This window comes from Marinobacter panjinensis (assembly GCF_005298175.1).
GTDB classification, from domain to species: domain Bacteria; phylum Pseudomonadota; class Gammaproteobacteria; order Pseudomonadales; family Oleiphilaceae; genus Marinobacter; species Marinobacter panjinensis.
On record NZ_SZYH01000001.1, the window covers coordinates 2,889,431 to 2,909,047 of the forward strand.

Below are 19,617 nucleotides of genomic sequence, written 5' to 3' on the forward strand. Positions count from 1 at the left end.
CACAGGGTAGTGCCCGGGTATTACACAGAATCAGGAGGCAGGGTATGAGTGATCTCAGAATACTGGTGGTGGAAGACGAACCGGTCATAAGGGAGAGGCTGGTCGAGATGCTGTACAACGCCGGTGCGACCGCTGTGATTGAGAGGGAAGACATAGCCGGCGCCCGGGCGGCGTTCGAGGAGGCTGAGTTTCAGATCATACTGCTGGACCTGGGGTTGCCGGATGGCAACGGTCATGAACTGATGAAAGAGTTCAAGGCAGCGAAGAAAAACCAGCATATCGTGCTGGTGACTGCGGACGATTCCATTGACAGTATTCAGAAAGCCATCAGTGCCGGAGCCAACGGCTATGTGGTCAAGCCCTACTCCCAGGAAAAGATCCACGACGTGGTCAATAACTACGCAATGGTGCATGGCAGCGATGCCGCCATGCTTCAGGGCCTGAACCGCCAGCACTGACGGTTCGGCCCGCAGGTGCCCGGTTACGCGACCTGCCGCGCGATCCAGGAGTTGTAACGGTTGGCAAGCGCCCTCACGTACCGCGCTTCAGCCTCATTCGTGTTACCCAGAACGCCCTTGAAGATCCAGCCACGTTCGTACACTCCCAACACCCGCTGTTCGTCGTCCAGGTTGACACGCTGGTTCAGCTTCTTGCAGATCGCATCCAGCAGCGGCAGCTTTTCGGGGCGTTTGATCGGCCCGATGCGGCTGCTTGCCGGCTGATTTGCTGCTTTTGTTGGATGTCTCTTCATGATCTTCTCCTTGTGGTTTTGCGGCTGCAAAAACAAAACCCCGGCGCCTTGGGCAACCGGGGTTCAGCGGAGAAGCTCGCCCGGTCGCTCCAATGGCTCCCGGGACTGGACCGAAAGCCGTCAGATAGTTTTCACCATGGTGTGAGTGCACATCCCGCTGTTACGGCGTGCAATGGTTTCAATCACTGAATTTTCCTGACTCTTCGACATATCTTCTGGCTCTTTGCCGGTAGAACACACCGGACATTTCTGCTTCGGTACTAATACCAGTGTATCGCTTGCCTGAGGCTTTGCAATAGGCAACGTGCTTCGGCAAACCCCTACAGACGCCGCCCGGGAAACTGCTCATAATTTGTTCTGTTACGTGTTTTACGTTGTGCAATCCTCCGGTGCTCACCCTTTATCTGTGGCGCACTGAATGGATCTCTCCTTTATACGCAGCCCAATGGGCTGCGTTTTTTTATGCCTTTCGGCGGCCTATGGTGGAAACTCCGTAGCCACTAACTCGTACAGACCTTCCGGTGCTTTTCGGCGATAATTCGCACACTAATTAATTATCATTGTTGCCGAAGCCAGAGGTTGAAAACTAAGTAAATGTCCGAAGAAAACGGATCAGCACAAGCCAGATTCCAGACCCATGCCATTGTAGAAGTCGTGTTGCTGCTGGTGTTGCTTGCCTATATGGCGCTTGCCCAGAGCAGGATCGTGGGAGAGGATTTTTCTTTCACCCTGGTGGGAGCCGCGCTGATGGCGCTGGTTACCTACTGGACGCTGAATACCCTGCGGGACGGGCTGGAAGTGATTGCTGACAGGTTCGCTCGCTCAAAGCACTGAACCGGAAGCCAGCAGCTGAACATTTTCCCAGGTCTTGTGCAGGATCAGGGCATCATTGGCGGCCCGGTGCACGGGTAATCCCAACCGGTTGATCACCTGCTGGCGTGACGACGCCCAATGCCTTACCTGGTCAGCATCCAGCAGCATGGAAACGGACTCAAGCTGAAAATCTGCCCGGATATTGGCCGCGCGAAACAGGCGATGGAGCCAGAAGCTGTCGAACGTCCAGGCGTCACAGAATACCGGCCCCGAAAGCAGGCGATTAAGGCTGGCGGCTACCTCGGAAACCGGCAGGCCCTCCTGTTCCAGGGTTTGCCGGGTAATACCGTGAATCTTTTCTGCACTCTCCGACCAGTCCTGCCACAGCACGTGGGGTCGAATAAGCCAGCTGTGCAGCGTGCCGTCGGGTAAGCAGATACCGACTTCAATGGGGTAACTTGCGATCAGGTCAAGACTGGAGGCCTCGAAGTCAATAAACGCTGGGCTGGCTTGGATTGTCATTCCGTCTGATTTTTGTTGGTGAGCCGTTTTGAGAGTTTACCCGCCCACTCTCGCAGACGCGAACCCATGATGGCATTCCACTGTTACAATATGTCCACGGATGTTAGTCCGCTCATGTTAAAAATGCCTTAAAGGCCCTGTTGCCTCTGGGGCAAGGACCGGAATTCCCTGATGACCGATACCGTTGTTGTGATTTACTCCGGGGGAATGGACTCATTCACCCTACTCCATCTTGCCCGTGCCCGCGGGTATAACGTTCATGCGCTGTCGTTTGACTATGGCCAGCGCCATGTTCGCGAACTGGCGTGCGCGCGCCAGGTATGTGATGAGTTGGCAATGCCCCACAAGGTGATCGATATCCGCGCCCTTTCGGAGGTTATGGCCGGATCCGCATTAACCGATAATGTCGCTGTGCCCGAGGGACACTACGAACAAGAGAGCATGAAGGCCACCGTGGTGCCCAATCGCAACATGATCCTGCTGTCACTGGCTACCGGCTATGCGGTGACCGCCGGGGCTGTGGCCGTCTGGTACGGCGCTCATGGTGGAGACCACGCGATTTATCCCGACTGCCGGCCCGAGTTCGTGGAAAAAATGGATGCGGTTTGCCGTGTGGCCAACTATGAGCCTATTGGTATTGAAGCGCCATTTATGGGGTTCGACAAGCGCGACATCCTTGCCGAAGGTGTGAAGCTGGGTCTCGATTACAGCAACACCTGGACTTGCTACAACGGTCGTGAAAAAGCCTGTGGCCTCTGCGGCTCCTGCGTGGAACGTCTGGAAGCCTTTGCCGCAAACGGCCTGCCAGACCCTCTGCCTTACGAGGTGGCACGCTGATGTATCGCGTCAAGGAAGCCTTCTACACCCTGCAGGGGGAAGGTGCACAGGCAGGGAGGGCGGCCGTGTTCTGCCGCTTCAGCAAATGCAATCTCTGGACCGGCCGGGAAAAGGATCGGGCCAGTGCGGTGTGCAATTTCTGTGATACGGATTTTGTCGGAACCGACGGCCAGAACGGTGGCCGCTTCGAGACCGCGGACGCGCTGGCTGCGCATATTCGTAGCCTCTGGCCTGATGCGCCGGGGCGGCCGTATGTGGTCTGTACCGGCGGCGAGCCGTTGCTGCAGCTGGATGAAAAACTGATCGATGCGTTCCACCGGGCCGGCTTCGAAGTGGGGGTGGAGACCAACGGCACTCTGGCTGCGCCGGCCGGCATTGACTGGCTGTGTGTCAGCCCTAAGGCGGATGCGCCGGTGGTGCTGCGCCAGTGTGATGAACTGAAACTGGTCTATCCCCAGCCATTGGCTATGCCTGAACGTTTTACCGATATCCGGGCCAGCCACTATTTTCTCTCTCCCATGGCGTCGCCAACACTTCCAGATGGTGAGTCAGATCCCGTCAAGCAGAGCAATACCCGCAAGGCGACCGATTACTGCCTGGCCCATCCACAGTGGCGGCTGACCCTGCAAATGCACAAAATTATCGGCATCGACTGACCGGATCAGGCCGTTGCCCTGATGGAGCCCCGGCCTGTCGGCGCTGCCTGTGGCGGGGGTTCCCGATGACGGTACTGGCTGGGGCTTTGGCCGGTCCAGCGCTTGAAGGCGCGGGTGAAATTGGCGGCATCGGCGTAACCCAGCGCATCGGCAATCTGGCTCAGGTTCATCGACGTTTTTTCCAGCAGCTCGCCAGCCCGCTCGAGCCTTACCTGATCCACCAGATTCTGAAAGCTTGCCTCTTCCGCCTGCAGGCGACGCTTGAGAGTGCGCTCGGAGACAAACAGCGTTGCGGCAACCCGCGCAAGTTTTGGCGGGAACGGGTGACTGGTTTCAATCACCCGCCGCACGCGGCAGGCGAAGCCCGCATCCTCGGTAAGCAGCCGAAGTGCCTCCTCACATTGTGCTTTTGAAGACGCCGCCAGCTGGTCGTCGGTAAAACAGATCGGTAATGCCAGCTGTTGGCGCGGAATGACAATGGCGTCTTCGGTGGCGCCGTAGACCACCGGAACCGGAATCTGCTGGCGGAACCGGTAGAAATAGGCGGGCTCCGGACCGCGACGGTGAATGGAGGAGCCGGCCACCGGCGCACCTGTCAGCTGGGCACCCATGGATGCGCACCCGAACAGCATGGCGTCCATGATAAAACCCTGCAGTGGTCCCAGGTCGATGTCGCAGGTGATAGTAAAGACAGCCTGATCTTCCTGCTGGCGGCGGGTGACCTGAAAATGTGGAGCCCTGAGGGTCAGGTAACGGGTCATCAGCTCAAGGGCTTCTTCCAGGGTCCGGCTGCTCATCACGGCCGTTCCCAGTGCACCGTGCAGGGGTAACTTCAGTTCCCGCGCCAGCATAATGCCCAGCCCCGGTTCGCCACTCTCGATAATGGCCCGGGTGACAAACTCGCTGGCCTGGGACTGGCTTACCCGCAGATCCGTGGATTTCAACCGCACTGGGTCGAGGCCAACACGCTTGAGCAGCGCTTTCTCATCAACACCGATGGTGCGTAACAACTCCGCCAGCAAATGCAGGTAAATGGCCGGCATGCCCAGATCCTGAGTTGTCGATACTGAGGCGCGCATGGGGTTTCCTCACGTTTCCTGTTGTTGTTATGTCAGGGATGAAACATCTTTCATGATTATGAACCGAACCGCCTCCGCACCCCATGACTTCAGTGACGGGTCAACGGGATATGTAGGCCAATTAGTCACCAGCCCTGGTTCAATGGCGGCCGGAATGGCGCTCTACAAATCCGGCCAGTGTCCGGGCCGAGAGGCCAGGGCTCTCCAGCATCGGAAGGTGTCCGACATTGCGGAACAGCCGGATATCGGCATCGGGGGTCGCGTTGCGGAACCAGTCAACACAACGTGTGGGGGTAATCACGTCACGGTCGCCCCACTGCACCTGTAATGGCGGGGTATCCGCTCCCAGATAGCGTGCCGGCGCGAGGGCATCGGCCAGCATGTCATCGAAAATATGCCGCAAGGCGTCGCTGCGGCTCAGCAGGTCTGGCCCCAGCAGCCCGGTCATGGCTACACCCATGGCCGTGGGTTTGCCGTTACCCACGCTGTTGAACATGCGGTAGACGCCGGCCCAGTCGCGGGGAATCAACAGTTGGTCCCGGTCTGATTTGAAAGGCGCGTTGATGTCCACATCCGGATATTCGGGAATGCCGGCGCTATTGAGCAGGGTAAGCGACGCCGGTGCCATTTTATGGGCAAGGACAGCGGCTATGGCGCCACCCATGGAACTGCCGGCAATGTGGACATCGCTGACAGCCAGGGAGGCGAGCCAGCCCTTCAGCCGCAGAGCCTGGTCTTCGTAACGGTATCGGGCAGATGATTGATAATCGCTTTCCCCGAATCCCGGCAGGTCGGGGACCAGGATATGCCAATGGCCAGGGAGCCGTTGCAGCCACAATGCCCAGTTTTCTTTCATCGCCGCGAAGCCATGGAGCAGCAGTACGGTGGGGCCACCGGCAGTCGGTGATCCCTTTTCCAGGTACACCATGCGGTGCCCGTCGATAATGGTTTCCCGCCGTTTTGCCTGAACCAGCCAGCGCTGGCCGGTTCTGGCAGCTGGCCAAAAATTGGGGGTGGGTATTTTCACAGGTTATATCCGCTCTGATTCGATCAACCCAGTGTACCCGTTCTCCCGATTCGGGCTTTGGCCTGTCCGCCCCTGTCCAACGGCAGCGGGGCAAGGTCGGGGTTAAGGTAAGAACAATCAGAGGGAGAAGTCGGTAATGACCGGGTCATGGTCTGACGATCGCCAGGGCTGGCTTTCAGCGGCCGGGATCGGACCCTTGTAACCCAGTGCCGGCGGTTCATCGGCATTGATTGACCAGGTGGTGGCGCCAACGAGTCGACCGGCCAGCCCTTTCGACACCAGGCTGTAATCAAGAGTGCCGCTACGCCCGTGGTAGCGGTAGCTGGTCTTGTTGCAGCCCGCTTCATTACAGGCATGGAACTGCCGGACGGCATTGGTGTAGCCCGCGTCTGTTATCAGCTGCAGGGGTACTTCCCGGGCGTAGCTGTTCATGTCGCCGGTGATCAGGGTGCCTGCCAGATTGTCGGGTTGTGGTAGTGAATCCGCCCAGCGAAGGATGGCCCGGGTGGCCTGTTCACGGCTGAAGCTGTAGCAGCCCTGGCCGTCATTCTGGTCGCGGTCCGGGCCCTTGGCGCCGCGACAGGCTTTGGACTTCAGATGGGGCACGATTATTCTCAGGACGCGGTCATTGCCCAGGTGCCGGAACGCCTGGGCAACCGGTGGCCGGCCCCGCCGGCTGAAAGGCGCTGAAGTCAGGCGGCTGGCCTCACCCTCGGTTGCTACCCGGTCACTGCGGTACAGCAGGTCGGTGCGAATGGCATCACTGCCGGTGCCACTGTCGGCTTTTACGTAACGCCATTGCTCCCCTAAGGCGTTGGCCAGATCAGCGATCGCGCTGTGGCTGCCATAGCCATCGTTCTCCACCTCCGTCACCGCGATGATGTCAGGCTCCGGAGCCCTCAATGCGGTTACCAGCATGGCCAACTGCTGATCGAACTGTTTGCGGGATTTTGCGCCCCGTGGGGCGGGGAAACCGCCGCCCCGGCCATCGCCATTAAAAAGATTTCCCAGGTTCAGGGTGACTACCCTGAGCGTTGAGGTGTCTGGGCGCGTCGGTGGATCGGGCCGGGGATTTGCACTCTGGAATGCCGGCGGGGACAGGGGTTGCACCCGCCAGGCGTCGAAGCGGAAGTCGAGGATTCCCGAAAGCCGGTTTACGCGATCACCGGCTCGAACCGTATTGTCGGCGGAGAGTTCCCCCGTCGGCCAGGGCACTGGCCGTGGATCCCGAACCCCTCGGGCGTCATCAAGTAGCAGCCGGTTTCCCTGCTGGGACTGGAAAAGTGCCGCGGCAGACGGTCCGGGTTCCATGAATTCGGTGGGGATGGTCTGGTCACCGGCAGCCAGCGTCAGCTCACCGTAGCGGGCAAGATTGTAGTGATCAATCACGGTCAGCTCGCCCGCTATAGTCACCAGCATGTTCTCGAGATGTTCCGGGCGCTGGTGGTCTGGCCAGGGCAGCGTGACAGGGACAGGTGCCGGCAGAGGTCCGGTACCGCACACCGTGAAGGTATCAACATCGGTGAGTTCGGTCAGGCCGTGAAATTCCTTGACCCGTCCGGATACCCGAACCCTTTGCCCCCGGCTGCCCGCAGAGCGGCCGGTATAGACAAACAGGGCTTCGGAGGTGTTCGGGCTGCCGTCGGTTTCGTCATCGGTCTGCTGCAGGTAAAAACCACGGAATCCACCCTTATGACGGGCATCCATGGTAATGACGCCTTCCACCGTGACGGTCTGGCCTGCGAGCGGTGAGCGGGCATCCTCGCCCTGGACCTTTGAGATCGCCGTAGCAAACGCACCGCAGCCCTCTGCTGAGGCAACAACGGGCAGCCAGAGCAGCAGGACAGTGGCAAGGAGATTTTGAATGGGAGCGCGGAGTGTGGTCACCCGCGCAGTCTAGCAGAGCCCGGCCACCGCTTTAATAGCTCTCTCACGGTCGGACTCGGCAATGCCAAGCTGTTCCTCGTTGGCCAGCTCCAATTGCTGCACCATCGGGTCCGGATGCCGGCTGTCGGCGCTCAGTCCGAAGCGTGACAGCATATAAGGAGCCAGCGCAGCCCGGGTGGTCAGCTCCAGGCAGTTGTCACTCATGCCGTAATCGGCAGCAATGATTTCCTGCTGTGCCTGGTTCAACCGGCTGTCAGGTACCATCACCAGGGCAATGCGGCGGTTCCAGTCATCATCCTGATGGCTGGTATGGCGGCTGCGCTGGCGAATGGTTTCCGGCTTGCCACGGAAACGGCTGAGCGCAAAATCACGGAACTCCCGATTGGAGTCGCACCAGGCGCGCAGGTGCCAGCTCTGGCCAACACAGACCAGGGTGTGGGGCTCCAGCGTGCGCTGAGACACGCCCGCCGGGCTGAGGGAAGCATACTCTGCCTTCATGACCCTACCGTGACGGGTGGCGGTCACAGCCGCCCTCATGACTTCCGGTTTAACAATGCGCTGCGGGCCCCGGACAATGGTGCTGTGCGGAAAGCTGATGTTCAGCGATTCGAACGTATCACTGAGGCTGTCCTGTCGTGCCAGAAGATCCTGATATTCGCTGGCATGACCGGTAGTGACAACGGGGCTGAAGTCTGGTGAAGGTACATAACCTTTCAGGTGGCGATCATAAACCAGATTGTCTGGCGCCAGTTCCCGCAGGTAGGTGTTAATGTCCTTGGAAGCCTGCTGACGCCCAATGCCAAAACTGTGGCAGATGTGATTGGTGGTGAGCCGTCCTTCCCAGAGGGCGATGATTTCAATCAGCCGGTAGCGAAGCAACAGATCCCACCGAATGGGCCAGTCCGTTTTTTTCATAACCAGGCGCTCATGGTTAGTGTGGATTGCATGAGTTAAGAGACTCGTGGTTTAAAATGGCCAGTAATGATACCTGTCTCATGTTAACCCCTTGGGCCGTCTGCGTGTGTTACGTCACCTTAATGTAAAATAATGTCAAATCCGGTAACTGCAGCGCTACAAGCCGTATCAAAAATTCGGCAAATGCGTAGTGGTGTCGTTGGCGGAGCCCTGTTGTAATTCGTTTTCAGCAAAGTTCCGGCGTTGCTGCTACTTTTTACACACCTCTGTTTACATCCTTTTCCAATACGCCGGAGCCCGTCTGATGACCCGCATGGTCACCTCACTGTCAGCCCTTATTCTCAGTATAGTACTGCTGGTCAGCGGCAATGCCTTTCTGATGACCCTTTTGGGTATTCGACTGAGTATCGAGGCGGTATCCCCGGACATCATCGGCTGGATTCTGGTGTGCTATTCCATTGGTTTTGTACTGGGCACTCTATACGTGCACCACATCATTGGCCGTGTCGGGCACATTCGGGCGTTTGCGGTGTTCGCTGCCATGGCGGCGGTGTGTGCACTGCTGTATCCCATGGCGGTATCGGAACTGTTCTGGGCCCTGCTGCGCGCGCTTTCCGGTTTCAGCGTGGCCGGTGTTCTGGTGGTCATCGAAAGCTGGTTCAGTAGCCGCGCCACCAATGCCAATCGTGGTGCCTTATTCGCGGTCTACCAGATTGTTTTCTATCTTTCCGCGGCCGGTGGCCAACTGCTGATCAATGTGGGTGAGCCTGCGTCATTTGTTCCGTTCTCGCTGGCAGCCGTGTTACTGACGCTGGCGCTGGTGCCATTGTCGCTGACACGCATGGATGCCCCGGTGATTGAGCAGCATGAGCGCCTGTCTTTTTTCACTCTCGCGCGGGAGTCTTTTACCGGAGTGTCCGGGGCGCTGATCTGTGGTGTGATGATCGGTTCCTTCTATGCGCTGGGGCCGGTTTACGCCACTCTGGTTGGCCTGGAGGTCAGTCGGGTGTCCACCTTCATGGCCAGTGCCATTGTTGCTGCCATGATTCTGGCCTGGCCACTGGGGCTGGTGTGTGACCGCTTTGACCGCCGCCTTGTGATGTTCTGGGTGGCCGTGATGGCGGGCCTGTCGGCGGTGACTGTCGGTGTATTCGGCGCCGAGAAAATGTGGCTGTTGACCCTGATGGTGGGGCTGTTTACCGGCCTGTCTGCCACGCTTTACCCGATTGCCGTGGCGATTACCAACGATCGGATGGAAAGCAACCGTATTGTCTCAGCCAGCGCAACGCTGCTGCTGAGTTACGGTGTCGGCAGTGTTATTGGCCCTGTTGTGATGGCGGAACTGGTGGCCGTACTGGGTCCCAAGGGCCTGTTCTTCGGCAATGCCGGATTCCTGGCTGTACTGGCGGTCATTACCAGTTATCGCATTACTCATACGGAAGGCGTGCTGGTGGCCGATCAGGAGCACTTTATCCCGACCATGCCTGAAACCTCTGCGGTACTGGCAGAAATGGATCCGCGGAACGAGGAGTTCCAGGAATCGCGGGAGGTGGTCGAGATGCAGGAAGAGCAACTGCGCTAGACTGTGTGATTATCGCAACCTCTCGGTTTTCCCCAATTCTGTTTTGCCTTGCGTATCTGTATTTATGTCAATGGTTAGCTTACTATTGGTGACGATTTTCATTGCTGCGTTTTTCAGCATTTGCATTCGTTATAACTGTAAGCCGTTGATATTATTTACCGGAGTTCCAGATCATGAGAGATCAGTTTCCCTTCGCCGTTGCCAGGGTAACCCGGCGCTGGCGCAAGCTGCTGGACGAGCGCCTCAAGGACCTGGGCGTTACCCAGGCTCGCTGGACCACCATGGTCTATTTGCAGAAAGGCGGCGAAGGCCTGACCCAGCGTGAACTTGCTCGCCTGATGGCGATAGAAAACCCGACTCTGGTACGGCTGCTGGACAGCCTTGAGCAGCAGGGTCTGATTGAACGCCGCCCCTGCCCGAACGACCGCCGTGCCCGCCGTCTCCACCTGACACCGGACGGCACTGAATTCATGGAAGTGTTGACGGAACGGGCTGCAAAGCTGCGTGAGGAAATGCTGGAAGGCATCAGTGACGAAGACATCGAGGGCGCAGTGAAGGTCTTTCACAAGATCATGGAGAACGCAGAGCGCCAGCGATAACCGTGTTCGTCCGGTTGGGGGGTTGTTGGTCTGAGTGATAACTCGGTTGAGGGGCTGAAAGCCCGTTACGGTGAACGCTGGCGTTGGCTCGCCTTGGCCACAGTGGTGCTGGGTACCATGGCCACTGTACTTAGCGCGACTGTGGTCAACGTTGCCCTCCACGACATCATGCTGGAATTCGGCATCCGCCAGGGCCAGGTCCATTGGCTGGCTACCGGATTCATTGCCGCCATGACTACCACCATGCTGGCCTCTTCATGGCTGCTGGATCATTTTGGGGTGCGCAAAACCCTGGCCACGGCCATGTTTTTCTTCACCCTGATCTCCCTGCTGGGCGGTTTTGCCACCTCTCCGGAACAGCTGATTGCTGCCCGTATCGGGCAGGGTGCCATGGCCGGATTGATGCAGCCCATGGGTATGTACCTGGTGTTCCGGATCTTCCCCCGTAACCGGCGCGGCCAGGCCATGGGTATCTACGGCATGGGCGTTATCCTCGCGCCGGCTCTGGGGCCGGTGTTGGGCGGTTTCCTGGTAGACCAGCTGGATTGGCGTTTCGTCATGTTTGCGCCGGTGCCGGTTACCCTGGCGGGCGTGTTCATGGCCTGGCGCTTTTTGCCGGTTCCGGTTTCCCGCCCGGCGCCCTACCGGTTCGATCTGCCCGGGCTGGTATTGCTTGGCGCCACTATCGGGTTGTCTCTGGATACCCTTAACCGCTTACAACAGCTTGCCGGACAGGAAGCGAGAATCCTGCTGGAAGGCGCACTCGCTGTGCTCATGCTGATGTTGTTTGTGGTGCGCGAGCGTAAGGCCCGTCACCCACTGGTCAATGTTGATCTTTTGCGTAAACCGAGCTTTGTTTACGCCAACCTGGGTGCCATGGCCCTGGGGCTTGCGCTGTTTGGCTCCACCTACCTGGTGCCGTTGTTTGTGCAGACGTCTCTCGGTTTTTCTGCAACCCAGGCCGGCCTGCTGATGCTGCCGGCGGGCATTGTTCTGGGTATGACCTTTCCTCTGGCTGGCCGGCTGGCGGACCGTATGAGTGCCCGCAAGCTGGTTATTTTCGGCATTGTACTGTTTGCCACGTCGGCAGTGCTGTTTGCCCTGTCTGATCTGCAGCTGGCTTTTGGCTGGCTTGCCCTCTGGACGGTGCTGGGGCGTATCGGTATCGGCTTCATGCTGCCTGCGCTGTCCACCGGCGCGCTGAATCCGCTGGCACCGGAACAGCTCGGCGCCGGCTCCAGCACCATCAACTTTACCCGCCAGCTCGGGGGCGCCTTTGGCGTGAACATTGTGGCGCTGACCATTGAGTTTGGTGACCACAATGGCGGAATACCCACTATCGATGCTTTCCATACTGCCTGGTGGCTGGTGGCTGTCTTTGTGGCCGTGGCGGCGGTTCCGGTATGGAAAATGCGAGTATAGTTGTCATTCCCGCGCCAATTGATTAACATTTCCGCTCTCTTCAGGGGAGTAGCCTCCGTGCCAGAACAGTTTTCATGGCAAGGATGGTAGTCAACATGCTTGGAGCTCAATCTCCGTGGCTATCATGTTTCACCCATTCAGTGGTGGAACTGGCAAGACCTGAGGCAGCTTCACCTCCATAGGGCGGACGGTGGACTGCCTCATGTCTGAATGTCCGCCCCGGAGTTGTTCATGGACGCTTTCCTCGCCTCAACTGTTGCAGTCGCCATTGCTGAAATCGGCGACAAGACCCAACTACTCTCCCTTTTCCTGGTTGCCCGCTACGCCAGCCGCCTGCCCATAATCCTGGGTATTTTCGTGGCCACGATACTGAACCATGCCCTCTCGGCGCTGTTAGGCGCCTGGATAGCGGAGTTGATACCGGAAGCATGGTTACCCTGGATCCTGGCTGTAAGCTTTGTCGCCATCGCCCTGTGGTTGCTGGTACCGGACAAGGATGACAGTGGGGATTCTGCTTTTCTTGGCATGGGCGCGTTCATGGCGACGACGGTGATGTTCTTCCTGGCGGAAATTGGTGATAAAACCCAGATAGCGACCGTGGTTCTGGCAGCCCGGTATACCGAGACCTTCTGGGTAATCATGGGGACCACCGTTGGTATGCTTTTGGCCAATATACCGGTTATCATGGCTGGTAAATGGCTTATGGACCGGCTGCCACTATCGACGGCCCGGATCGGGGCAAGCATTCTGTTCCTGATTCTGGCAGTTGTTACCCTTTGGGCAGCCCTGATGTCGCTTTGAACCGGCGTGTCAGTAACCTGAAATGCCGGCTACCGGATTTGAAACTTATGTATTGTAAACAGTTCACTGGCTTTTTTGTTTTCTGGCTGGCGTTGGTGCTGGCCGCCCCTTTGCAGGCAGAAGCCGAGCGACAGGCCAGCGGCAAGGAGCTCAGTGCCGAACAGTCCGGGGGTGAGGTTTCCAACAAGCCGCGTGTGCCGACCTTTGATATTGAAGGCGACCTGGCCGGCGAGTTGTCGGTTATCTCGACCCGCTATGAAGATACCTTCGCAGCGATCGGTAATCGCGACAGCCTCGGCTATCTTGAACTGGTGAAAGCCAATCCGGGAGTGGATCCCTGGCTTCCCGGTGAAGGTACCCGTATCACCGTACCCCGTCACTACGTGTTGCCGGATGTGAAGCGCGAGGGCATTGTCATTAACCTGGCTGAGTACCGGTTGTACTATTTCACCGAGAAAGGCGTTCAGGTGTACCCGGTGGGCGTGGGGACGGAAGACAATCCCTCGCCGCTTACGGACGCTGAGGTGACCATGCCGCTGGAGTCGCCGGCCTGGTACCCGCCTGCGAGCATCCGGGCCGAGTATGAGGCGAATGGAGACTACCTTCCACGAATGATTCCTCCCGGCCCGGACAACCCCCTTGGAAGCCACGCCTTGATGCTGAGCGAGAAAGGCTACCTGATTCACGGCACCAACAAGCTGTTCGGGGTCGGTATGCAGGTCAGCCATGGGTGCTTCCGCATGTATAACGAGGACATATCCCGGTTCGTTTACCAGGTCAGCAAGGGCACGCCGGTGCGGGTGATCAGGGAGCCGGTAAAGATCGGCCTGAAAGGCAACGAGGTCTGGATGGAAGTGCATCGTCCGCACGAGGAATACAGTGAGCAGGACCGGACTAAGGTCTGGCGTGAAGTCTCAACAGCGCTTGAAGAATTCCGTCGCAAAAGGCCCGGCGTGGAAGTCCAGCGTATGGCCATTGAGCTGGCAGTGGACCAGGCTGACGGCCTTCCGCGGATGATTGGCGAGCGGGTTACCCGGGTTGCCAATGAAACCAGTGAGACGCTGCGGAATACCCCTGATGGTGAGGAAGGCAAGGAACAACGCCTCTGGTTCTGAACATGACCTGCAGCTGACAGCACTAAGGGGCATGCCGAAAAACATCACCACCTATGCTGCCACCAAAGCCGGCCTGGCTTCATTGGCTGAGGGACTGCGGGTGGAACTGGTCAGGGCGCGCTCGCCAATACGTGTATCAACTCTTTATCCCGGCTATATTCGTACTGAGATAAATGAGAAAGTAAGAAATGCGCCGTTTATTGTGGACGCAGCGACCGGGTGCAAGGCCATGGTACGTGCCATTGAGTCCGGAAAAGCGGAATGTTTTGTTCCCTCATGGCCATGGCGCCCCATCGGCTTTCTGATGAGGAGGTTGCCGGTCGCGGTACTGGCCCGTATGTTCTGATCCGTCAACGGGATTCGGGGAGGAGTGATGAACGCGAACCGAGCCACCAGATCAACACCCTCCGGCCGCCTGCAATGGTGGCTGGCTACCTTCCTGCTCGGCCTTGCACTTGCACTGGGTTCGCTGACCCACACCGTCCTCGCACAACAGGATGATGACTCTCCCACCGGACTTGTACTTACTGTCGAAGGAGCCATTGGCCCTGCCACCATGGATTACGTGGTGCGTGGTATTCGCCGTGCCGAATCTGAAGGGGCTGAGCTGTTGATTATCCGGATGGACACTCCGGGTGGCCTGATGAGCTCCATGCGGGAAATGATCAAGGAAATCCTGGCCTCTCAGGTTCCTGTGGTGACCTGGGTATCCCCTGCCGGGGCACGTGCAGCCAGTGCCGGCACCTATATACTCTATGGCAGTCATGTGGCCGCTATGGCATCAGCCACTCACCTGGGTTCTGCCACCCCGGTTCAGATGGGGGGCCTGCCCGGCTCCGAAGAACCTCCGCAGCAACAGGAGGATGCCGGATCGGGCAGTGATCAGACTCAGCAGAGTGAAGAATCGTCCTCCGGCAGTGAGTCTGAGCCCGCGAAAAGGCGGGGCGGCTCAGCGATGGAACGCAAGGTACTTGAAGATGCAGTCAGTTATATTCGCGGGTTGGCCGAACGCCACGGCCGCAACGCCGACTGGGCAGAAGAGGCGGTGAGAGAGGCAGTCAACCTCGGCGCCACAGAAGCCCTGGAGAAGAATGTGGTGGATGTGGTTGCCGATAACATGGCCAGTCTCCTGGAACAGCTGGACGGTCATACGGTGAAAATGGCCGACGGGGAACGCACCCTGGCCACCGCCGGTATAGAGCTGACCCGGGCCGATCCGGACTGGCGTACCCGGTTGCTGTCGGTGATTACCGACCCCAACGTCGCCTACTTCCTGATGATCATCGGGTTCTACGGCATCATCTTTGAGCTGTCCAATCCGGGTGCTGGCTTCCCGGGTGTGATTGGCGCCATCTGTCTTGTTCTCGCGCTGTTTGCCTTCCAGGTGCTCTCCGTCAACTATGCCGGCCTGGCGCTGATCCTGTTGGGGCTGGCCTTTATTGTGGGTGAGGCCTTCATGCCCAGCTTTGGCATATTGGGGGTGGGAGGTATCGTTGCTTTCGTGACGGGTTCCATCATTCTGATGGATGGCAGCCACCAGGACATTTCCCTGCCCACTATCGGGGGCACGGCACTGGTTGCCGCCGGGTTCACTCTCTGGACCGTTATCCGCTTTATTGGCTTGCGCCGCAAACATCCGGTCAGCGGCAGTGAGCAGATCGTCCATGAGCATGCGACTGCGCTGGATGAGTTCCAGGAGCAGGACGGGCGGTACAGAGGCCATGTCCGCCTGACTGGCGAACGCTGGAACGCGGTAAGCCAGACCGCTGTTAAAGCGGGAGACCGGCTGCACGTAGCAAGTATCGAGGGGTTGACTGTCCATGTTGAACCCGACCCAACCAAGGAGACGTTATGAATATTACCGATCTGGTTCCCTATATTGCACCTGCGGTAGTGTTGCTGCTCATTCTCGGATCGGCGATCAAGATCCTGCCGGAATACGAACGTGGGGTGGTGTTCTTTCTGGGCCGCTTTCAGGGGGTAAAAGGTCCGGGCCTGATCATCATCATTCCCGGCATCCAGCAAATGACCCGGGTGGATCTGAGGGTTATCACGCTGGATGTGCCCAGCCAGGATGTGATCTCCAAGGACAACGTCACGGTGAGGGTGAATGCTGTGCTTTATTTCCGCGTGGTTGATCCGGAGCGTGCGATCATACGGGTGGAGGACTTCGCCTCGGCAACCAGTCAGCTGGCCCAGACCACATTGCGCTCAGTGCTGGGTAAACACGATCTCGATGAGATGCTGTCAGAGCGTGACAAGCTCAATTCCGACATCCAGGAGATTATTGATTCCCAGACCGAAGAATGGGGCATCAAGGTTGCCAATGTTGAAATCAAACATGTTGATCTGAATGAGTCGATGATTCGTGCCATAGCACGACAGGCTGAAGCGGAGCGTGAGCGTCGCGCCAAGGTCATTCACGCCGAGGGCGAATTGCAGGCGTCAAAGAAACTGGTAGAGGCTGCGGAAGTCATGTCCGTTAATGCTGGTGCCATGCAGTTGCGCTACATGCAGACTCTGGCAGATATGAGCAATACCAACAGCTCGACGATCGTCTTCCCGCTGCCGATGGAAATGATGTCGACCTTTATGAGCAAGCCCTCCCCCAAGGCCCCAAAGAACGATAGCGAGGATGCTTGACCGGTCGGGTTTTCAGGCACAAAAAAGGCCGGGGTTTCCCGGCCTTTTTATTACGCAACAGCCTTACTTCTGGCTGGCACGCTCGAGCATGCGCTTGGCGCGCTCGTTGGCTTCGTCAGCAGCTTTCTGTGCAGCTTTGGCAGCGGCCAGAGCTTCATCAGCTGTGCGCTGAGCGGAGCGTGCTGCACTGGAAGCGCTGTTAGCGGTGTTAAGTGCATTCTCAGCAGTTTGCTCGGCAGAAGCAGCGTTCGCATTTGCTTCATCGAGAGCGCCCTGGTCAGAAGTCGCACAACCTGCGGTCAGTGCGGTGGCCAGTGCAAACCCTGCGATCGTAAGTTTACGCATTCTAAATCCCCTTATTGGTCGTTTTATTTCCTGCATTCCAGAAGTCTTTGGAGCAGACATTCTGTCAAATCCGGGCCGATAGCAATAACTGCTAACGGCGTCGTTAAACAGTGTAAAACACTATAGACAGAAATGTTAACCAAGGATACGTAAAAGTTCGTGGGTTATGACAACAACTTAATTATGCAGTAAGAGTTTACGGAACAGAGAGGGTGGTGGATCTGAGCATCAGGGAACGATTCTGATGGGGGTGCCGTCGGCGACCAGCTGCCAGATTTCGTCCATTTCTTCATTGCTGACCGCGATGCAGCCATCCGTCCAGTCCAGCCCCAGGAACGCAAATGCCATATCGCCAGCTTCATTGGGCAGGCCATGAATCATGATGCTGCCGCCGGGATCGAGTCCCCAGGATGAAGCCATTTCACGATCCTGCTTGTTCGGATAGGAAATGTGGATGGACTTGTAGAAGTCGCTGTTGGGATTGCGCCAGTCCAGCACATATTCGCCTTCAGGTGTGCGTTTGTCACCTTCAAAGAGCTTGTGGCCAGAGGGGTTATCACCAAGGCCGATGCGATAGCTGCGCACGACCTGCTCGCCGGAAAGCAGGTAGAGACGGCGTTCTTCTTTGCGAACCAGCACCTCGCTGACCTCCGGTGCTTCTGCCATGGCTCCCATGGGCAATTCTGACGCTGTCGCCGGGTTGCCGGCAAGGGCGAGCAGGCAGGCCAGGGCCGTTATATTTGCCGCTGTCACATTCCTGATCAGCGTGGCGATGGTCAGCAATAACGTCTTCAATGGCATGCTCAAATCAATCATTAATGTTTGTACACTTTATAACACGTTATAGCACAGGAATTTTGTTAATCGAACCAATGTTTTGACGTGATTTTGTTAAAGAACTTTATTCGTTGTCCATTTTCAGGCCAACCTTTGTCACCCTGTCCGCCTCTGTCGCCCTGGCCACCAGCGTAACCGGCCCCAGTTTTACCTTGTCACCAACGACCGGGTGCCCCTTGGTGCGGCGGGCAAAGCACTCGGCAAGCGACAGCTCCGGCGGCAGTTCGTCGAACTCGATACCATAGACCTGCTCTACATCACCCAGCAGGGCATCGCCGTTAAGCACGAAATCGCCGAAGAATGCCCGCTCTGCGAGATAGCGCGGCGCATGCCGACCACTTAGGGCTTTGCCCAGCTCCGGTAACACGGCCGGGGTGGCAAACATGGCCAGTACGTCACCGGTGGACACTTCCATGTCCGGAGTAGGTTGATGACAGGTGCGCTTGCGGAAAACACCGGCAATGGCGGTATTGTCAGGAAGGCGTAACTGGCCCAGGGGCTTGGGCGTTTCCCAGCTGTCTCCTTTCAGCGGGAAAAGCATCAGTTCGTGGTCACCGGCGGCCGGCACATCCAGGGGCAGGCGACGATAGGGGGCTTCGCCCGTCGGAACCTCAAGCCGCAGTTTTCTGGCCAGTGGCGCCATGGTGGTGCCCTGAACCACCAGTGATACCAGCACGATGAAAAACGCCACATGGAAAATCAGCTGGGCCTGGGGGATGTCTGCGATGATCGGGAACAGCGCCAGTACAATGGGTACGGCACCCCTCAAACCGACCCAGCTGATAAATCCCAGTTCCCGTCGGTTAAAGCCGAAGGGCCAGAGTGTGGCCATTATGGTGATTGGCCGGATCAGGAAGATCAATGCAAACGCGAGAATGAGCCCGCCGCCCGCCAGCGGTAGAAGCTCAGACGGCGTCACCAGCAAACCGAGCATCAGGAACAGACACAGCTGAGCCAGCCAGGCGAGGCCGTCGTGAACCTGGAGTATCATTGGCATCATGCGTACCGGCCGGTTGCCAATAATCACGCCGGTCAGGTAAATCGCCAGGAAGCCACTTCCACCCAGGGCGTTGGTGCCGGAAAACACCATGATGCCAGCCGCCACGACCAGTAGTGGGTACAGTGACGGCGTGAGCCTGATGCGGTTGGCCATTTCCACCACAATGAAGCCACCGGCCACACCGACTACACTGCCGATGCCGAACTGTTTTACCAGCATCACCAGGGCCATCCAGCCTTCGGACGCACCACCGGCTTCGATCATGGTGACCAGCATCAGGGTGAGAAAAATGGCCATCGGGTCGTTGCTGCCAGACTCGATTTCCAGGGTGGCGCTGACCCGTTCATTCAGGTGAAGACCGCGGCCCTGTAGCAGGGAAAATACCGCTGCCGCGTCTGTGGAAGATATAATGGCACCGATCAGCAGCGCTGTGAGCCAGTGCAGGTCAAACACCCACCAGGCCACCAGCCCCGCTCCGGCGGCGGTCAGGAACACGCCAAAGCTCGCCAGGATCAGTGCCGGGCGTAATCCTACCCGGAAGGTTTCCGCCCGGGTACGCATGCCGCCATCCAGCAGAATGACGCCCAGGGCGAGGTTGGCGATCAGGAAAGCCAGTTCGAAATCATCAAACAGAAGGCCGCCCGGGCCGTCCTCCCCCATCATCATGCCGACAACGAGAAAAATCAGCAGTACCGGCATGCCCAGCCTGCTGGACAGCGGGCTGAGCATGATGCTGATCACCAGCATCAATGCACCGATCAGGGTGAGAATCGGGTCCATTCCGGC

The 19,617-nt window shown here is 58.0% G+C and carries 21 protein-coding genes; 12 read left to right on the top strand and 9 right to left on the bottom strand.

Going from position 1 to position 19,617, the window contains the following annotated elements; genetic code table 11:
• The first annotated feature begins 44 nt into the window (after positions 1-44).
• On the top strand, positions 45-458 hold the full coding sequence (locus FDP08_RS13225) for a response regulator (RefSeq protein WP_137436602.1): 414 nt from the start codon (positions 45-47) through the stop codon (positions 456-458).
• A gap of 23 nt (positions 459-481) precedes the next feature.
• On the opposite strand, the gene FDP08_RS13230 is transcribed toward FDP08_RS13225, so the two are convergent.
• Entirely contained in the window at positions 482-751 is a 270-nt protein-coding gene (locus FDP08_RS13230; RefSeq protein ID WP_137436603.1) for a hypothetical protein, read from the bottom strand.
• 594 nt (positions 752-1,345) lie between these two features.
• Here FDP08_RS13230 and FDP08_RS13235 point away from each other — a divergent pair.
• Positions 1,346-1,585 carry a hypothetical protein gene (locus tag FDP08_RS13235; protein ID WP_137436604.1) on the top strand — a complete coding sequence of 80 codons (240 nt, stop codon included), beginning with the start codon at positions 1,346-1,348 and terminating at the stop codon, positions 1,583-1,585.
• Here the strand turns inward: FDP08_RS13235 and FDP08_RS13240 are convergent.
• On the bottom strand, positions 1,574-2,086 hold the full coding sequence (locus tag FDP08_RS13240; protein ID WP_137436605.1) for a 3'-5' exonuclease: 513 nt from the start codon (positions 2,084-2,086) through the stop codon (positions 1,574-1,576). The two genes, FDP08_RS13235 and FDP08_RS13240, sit on opposite strands and share 12 nt — an antisense overlap.
• Positions 2,087-2,257: 171 nt before the next feature.
• Between FDP08_RS13240 and queC the strand changes: the two genes are divergently transcribed.
• Positions 2,258-2,923 carry a 7-cyano-7-deazaguanine synthase QueC gene (gene queC / locus FDP08_RS13245; RefSeq protein WP_137436606.1) on the top strand — a complete coding sequence of 222 codons (666 nt, stop codon included), beginning with the start codon at positions 2,258-2,260 and terminating at the stop codon, positions 2,921-2,923.
• Complete coding sequence (gene queE, locus FDP08_RS13250; protein WP_137436607.1) at positions 2,923-3,579, top strand: 7-carboxy-7-deazaguanine synthase; 657 nt, start codon at positions 2,923-2,925, stop codon at positions 3,577-3,579. Before queC ends, queE begins: the two co-directional genes overlap by 1 nt.
• A gap of 5 nt (positions 3,580-3,584) precedes the next feature.
• Here the strand turns inward: queE and FDP08_RS13255 are convergent, their stop codons facing one another.
• The 4 genes from FDP08_RS13255 to FDP08_RS13270 form a co-directional block, all read right to left on the bottom strand.
• Positions 3,585-4,658 carry an AraC family transcriptional regulator gene (locus tag FDP08_RS13255; RefSeq protein WP_137436608.1) on the bottom strand — a complete coding sequence of 358 codons (1,074 nt, stop codon included), beginning with the start codon at positions 4,656-4,658 and terminating at the stop codon, positions 3,585-3,587.
• Between the two features lie 139 nt (positions 4,659-4,797).
• On the bottom strand, positions 4,798-5,685 hold the full coding sequence (locus FDP08_RS13260; protein ID WP_137436609.1) for an alpha/beta fold hydrolase: 888 nt from the start codon (positions 5,683-5,685) through the stop codon (positions 4,798-4,800).
• A 117-nt stretch (positions 5,686-5,802) separates the two neighbouring features.
• A complete protein-coding gene (locus tag FDP08_RS13265; protein WP_137436610.1) occupies positions 5,803-7,572 on the bottom strand; it encodes an ExeM/NucH family extracellular endonuclease in 1,770 nt (589 codons plus the stop codon).
• 9 nt (positions 7,573-7,581) lie between these two features.
• Positions 7,582-8,487, bottom strand: a complete 906-nt coding sequence (locus tag FDP08_RS13270) for a helix-turn-helix transcriptional regulator (protein WP_137436611.1) — start codon at positions 8,485-8,487, stop codon at positions 7,582-7,584.
• 304 nt (positions 8,488-8,791) lie between these two features.
• On the opposite strand from FDP08_RS13270, the gene FDP08_RS13275 reads away from it, so the two are divergent.
• The 8 genes from FDP08_RS13275 to FDP08_RS13310 all read left to right on the top strand — a co-directional run bounded on the left by FDP08_RS13275 (position 8,792) and on the right by FDP08_RS13310 (position 16,649).
• Positions 8,792-10,069 carry an MFS transporter gene (locus FDP08_RS13275; protein WP_137436612.1) on the top strand — a complete coding sequence of 426 codons (1,278 nt, stop codon included), beginning with the start codon at positions 8,792-8,794 and terminating at the stop codon, positions 10,067-10,069.
• Between the two features lie 173 nt (positions 10,070-10,242).
• On the top strand, positions 10,243-10,668 hold the full coding sequence (gene slyA / locus FDP08_RS13280; protein ID WP_137436613.1) for a transcriptional regulator SlyA: 426 nt from the start codon (positions 10,243-10,245) through the stop codon (positions 10,666-10,668).
• A 30-nt stretch (positions 10,669-10,698) separates the two neighbouring features.
• Positions 10,699-12,090 (top strand): MDR family MFS transporter, encoded by a 1,392-nt coding sequence (locus FDP08_RS13285; RefSeq protein WP_137436614.1) that lies wholly within the window; start codon positions 10,699-10,701, stop codon positions 12,088-12,090.
• A gap of 231 nt (positions 12,091-12,321) precedes the next feature.
• Positions 12,322-12,891, top strand: a complete 570-nt coding sequence (locus tag FDP08_RS13290; RefSeq protein ID WP_137436615.1) for a TMEM165/GDT1 family protein — start codon at positions 12,322-12,324, stop codon at positions 12,889-12,891.
• Between the two features lie 47 nt (positions 12,892-12,938).
• On the top strand, positions 12,939-14,006 hold the full coding sequence (locus tag FDP08_RS13295; RefSeq protein ID WP_137436616.1) for a L,D-transpeptidase family protein: 1,068 nt from the start codon (positions 12,939-12,941) through the stop codon (positions 14,004-14,006).
• A complete protein-coding gene (locus FDP08_RS13300) occupies positions 13,969-14,352 on the top strand; it encodes an SDR family NAD(P)-dependent oxidoreductase (RefSeq protein WP_228263303.1) in 384 nt (127 codons plus the stop codon). The genes FDP08_RS13295 and FDP08_RS13300 overlap by 38 nt, the downstream gene beginning before the upstream one ends.
• A 27-nt stretch (positions 14,353-14,379) precedes the next feature.
• On the top strand, positions 14,380-15,861 hold the full coding sequence (locus FDP08_RS13305) for an NfeD family protein (RefSeq protein WP_137436618.1): 1,482 nt from the start codon (positions 14,380-14,382) through the stop codon (positions 15,859-15,861).
• Positions 15,858-16,649, top strand: coding sequence for a slipin family protein (locus FDP08_RS13310; protein WP_137436619.1), 792 nt, complete (start codon positions 15,858-15,860; stop codon positions 16,647-16,649). Before FDP08_RS13305 ends, FDP08_RS13310 begins: the two co-directional genes overlap by 4 nt.
• Positions 16,650-16,712: 63 nt before the next feature.
• Here FDP08_RS13310 and FDP08_RS13315 read toward each other — a convergent pair whose 3' ends face one another.
• The 3 genes from FDP08_RS13315 to FDP08_RS13325 all read right to left on the bottom strand — a co-directional run bounded on the left by FDP08_RS13315 (position 16,713) and on the right by FDP08_RS13325 (position 19,611).
• On the bottom strand, positions 16,713-16,994 hold the full coding sequence (locus tag FDP08_RS13315; protein WP_137436620.1) for an Lpp/OprI family alanine-zipper lipoprotein: 282 nt from the start codon (positions 16,992-16,994) through the stop codon (positions 16,713-16,715).
• A gap of 228 nt (positions 16,995-17,222) precedes the next feature.
• A complete protein-coding gene (locus tag FDP08_RS13320; protein ID WP_228263304.1) occupies positions 17,223-17,810 on the bottom strand; it encodes a L,D-transpeptidase family protein in 588 nt (195 codons plus the stop codon).
• An 85-nt stretch (positions 17,811-17,895) separates the two neighbouring features.
• Positions 17,896-19,611, bottom strand: a complete 1,716-nt coding sequence (locus FDP08_RS13325; RefSeq protein WP_137436621.1) for a potassium/proton antiporter — start codon at positions 19,609-19,611, stop codon at positions 17,896-17,898.
• Between the last annotated feature and the right edge of the window lie 6 nt (positions 19,612-19,617).